3 protein-coding genes are annotated in these 2,969 nt (G+C 67.2%); all 3 read right to left on the reverse strand.

Features of this window, described 5'->3' with window-relative positions:
- On the reverse strand, window positions 1–648 hold a 648-nt coding region (locus VF662_RS14435; protein WP_464142494.1), incomplete at its 3' end, for an NnrU family protein.
- Window positions 648–2,063 (reverse strand): amidohydrolase family protein, encoded by a 1,416-nt coding sequence (locus VF662_RS14440; RefSeq protein WP_464142496.1) that lies wholly within the window; start codon window positions 2,061–2,063, stop codon window positions 648–650. The genes VF662_RS14435 and VF662_RS14440, both read right to left, overlap by 1 nt.
- Window positions 2,060–2,969 (reverse strand): amidohydrolase family protein (locus VF662_RS14445; RefSeq protein WP_464142498.1); only part of this gene is annotated, 910 nt, incomplete at its 5' end. The genes VF662_RS14445 and VF662_RS14440, both read right to left, overlap by 4 nt.

A 2,969-nucleotide genomic window follows, 5' to 3' on the forward strand; every position in this document is an offset into this window, starting at 1 on the left:
ATGGAGGCCGGTCACCACCAGCCAGAGCAGAAATCCGCCGCCGAGCGCGATCCAGCCGGGGTTCGCCGCCCGCCATTTCACCTTGCGGGCCAACAGCGCTCCGAACGGGGCGAATGACGTCCGCGATTGCCAGAGGTACCAGCGCTCGCCCAGCGTCCGCAGCTTCTTCCGGTCCTGTCCGATCGAGCCGCCAAAGGCGAGGATCAGGATCCCGCCGGCGACGATCAGGTTGCGCGGGCTGCCCCAGACCGAGAGGTGCACCAGCGCCCACAGGATGAAGCTCCAGTTCATGGGATGGCGGGTGATCGCGAACACGCCGGTTGCGGCCCTGGTCGTCTGCTTCTCGGCCCCGGGATGAGGGAAGGCAGGGTTCCGGACGAGCGAGCCGATTAGGAGGATGCTCGCCAGCAGCATGATCGCGGACGCGGCGGGCCACCACCAGGCGGGCGCGATCCAGTAAGGCACTCCGTCGGCGCCCGGATAGGCGAGGATCATCCACCCCAATGTCGCCACAGAGACCAGCGAATAAGCGATCCTGAACCCGCTTTCGCCCATGTTCCCGACGAGCGTGAGCCGAAGCGGGTGCGACATCAGGAAGTGGGTGCCGACGAAGGCGACGGTCGCCAGCGCGAGACTGGCGGTGGCCATCAGCGCTCGTAGGCCTTGGGGAGCGGCCCCTCGGTCGCGGTGCGGTAGCGGTCGCGAAGCTTGGTCTGGCGCGTGTCGAGCGGCTGCTGGACCCCGTCGATCATCACCATCTGAGCGATCGAGCTGGTCTCGAGCGGATCGCCGTCCCAGATCACCACATCGGCGCGGCGCCCGGCGCGAAGCGAGCCGATCTCGCCGCCGAGCCCCATCACCTCGGCCGGCCGCGACGTGATCGAAGCAAGCGCCTCACCCCAGCTGAGGCCGGCGGCTCCCGGCACCTTCGCAAGCGCAACGAGATTTCCCGCATTCTGGCGGCTGACCTGGATCATCCGGGTCTCGTCTTCATTGATCGTGCCCATGGCGACGTTGATCCCGGCCGCACGCATACGTCCGAAGTTGGATTGAGTCGCCGCCAGCTGCTCGAAGGAGGCCGGAAGGTCGACCAGCGCATTGGCGATCACCGGCACTCCGGAAGCCTTGATCTCCTGCGCCACCGTCCAGCCCTCGGTCGCTCCGACCAGCACCAGCCTCAGGTTCGGGAATTCGCGATTGAGGCCCAGGACCTGAAGAATGTCGCTAGCCCGCTCGACATGGACGAGGAGAAGCTGTCGCCCAGCGAGCACCGGCACCAGGGCCGCCGCGTCGAAGCGGGTGAGGAGCACGTCGTCTCCTCGGCTGACATTGCCGCCGAGCATCTGGTTGCTGGGCCCCGGCACTTCCTCGAGCGGGAGCTCGCGCTGATCGGAAGCCCGCGGAGTGCGCTGGCCTCCCCCGCTCCCACCGGAGACGCCCGAATAACGGCTGAGATCCCGGGCTTCGCGCAGGGCGTTGCGGAACAATACGAACGTTGCCGCGCGGCTGCCGCCAGCCTCGCTTGCGCCCGTCTCGCCGAATTCGACGAACTGGAACGCACGAGCGCGGGTGATCGGCTGCATATCGGCGCCGAGGTCAATGACTGCGCCCTGGCCGGCGAAAATGCTCTTGGCGGTGGCGGGCGCGACGACTGCCCGAGTGACGCCGCTCGCCCGGCTGATCGAGATCGCAGCAGCGCGCGGATTGATCGCCGGAGCCACGTCGATCGCGGCGCTGAACGGCGAATTGTTGGCCTGGACGTCGTTTGTCCCTTCGACCGCATCCACCTCGGCAAGACCGACGCGGGAGAAGCCGGCGACGATCCCAGGCGTCACCCACTTGCCGGTGGCATCCACCACCTGCGCTCCGGCTGGCACCGCGACGCCTGCTCCGGCCCCGACAATGCGGCCGTTGCGGATCACGACGGTGCCGCCGCGGATCGGTTCGGATCCGTCGCCGAGCGCCACGGTGCCGCCGGTGATCGCAACCGTCTGCGCGGGCGCGGCGCTTGCGGTGAGGGCGATCAGAAGAGCGCCCACTCCCTTTGCGAGGCTCATCTTCATTTCACGTCCCCTTCGCCCGGCTGGCCAAGTTCGAAGTCCGTCACCGGCCGGCGCTTGGGGTCGTTCGCGTCGTACATCAGCGCTCCGTCGATCCAGACCCGCTCGGGCCGGGTGTAGACGCTCAACGGATTGCCGTTCCAAAGCACCACGTCTGCCATCTTGCCGGGCCTGAGGCTTCCGGTGCGGTCGGCGATGCCGAGCGCCTTGGCGGGATTGATGCTGAGCCAGGTCCAGGCGACCTGGTCAGAAATCTGGATGCCTGCCCGGCGGCCGTAGGTCAGCGCCTTGGACGCCTCCTGGTAGAGGCGCTGAATGCCGTTCGGATCGTCGGAATGCACGATCGCGCAGGCGCCCGCATTGTGCACGAGCGGGATGTTTTCATTGATCCCGTCATAAGCTTCCATCTTGAAGCCCCACCAGTCCGCCCAGAGCGCTGCGCAGATGCCGTTCTCACGCAGCAGATCGGCGATCTTGTACGCTTCGGCGGCGTGGTGGAAGGCGGAGACCTTGTAGCCGAACTCCTTCGACATATCGATGATGTTGGCCATCTCGTCGGCGCGGTAGCAGTGGTTCTGGACCAGGATCTCGCCGGCGAGCACGCCGCGGAGCGTGTCCATGGCGAGGTCGCGGGCGGGCGCCTCGCCGCCGTCTCTTTCATATTTGTCCCACTTGCGGCGATATTCCTGCGCCTTCGCCCAGGTCTGCCGCATCAGTGCGACGTTCGCCATGCGGCTGGCCGGCATCTGGTTGCGGCCGCCATAGACCCGCTTCGGATTCTCGCCGCACGCCATCTTCAGCGAATAAGGCGCGCCGGGGAACTTCATCTGCTGCATCGTGCGGCCGGGGACGTTCTTCAGCGTGACTCCGCGCCCGCCGAACAGGTTCGCCGAGCCGGGGAGCACGTGG

Origin of the sequence: Allosphingosinicella sp. (assembly GCF_036387215.1) — a bacterium.
GTDB lineage: Bacteria > Pseudomonadota > Alphaproteobacteria > Sphingomonadales > Sphingomonadaceae > Allosphingosinicella.

What these genes read in the sequence shown, in the direction of transcription:
- VF662_RS14440 (WP_464142496.1), bottom strand. Translation starts at nt 2,063, where the DNA reads ATGAAGATGAGCCTCGCAAAGGGAGTGGGCGCTCTTCTGATCGCCCTC.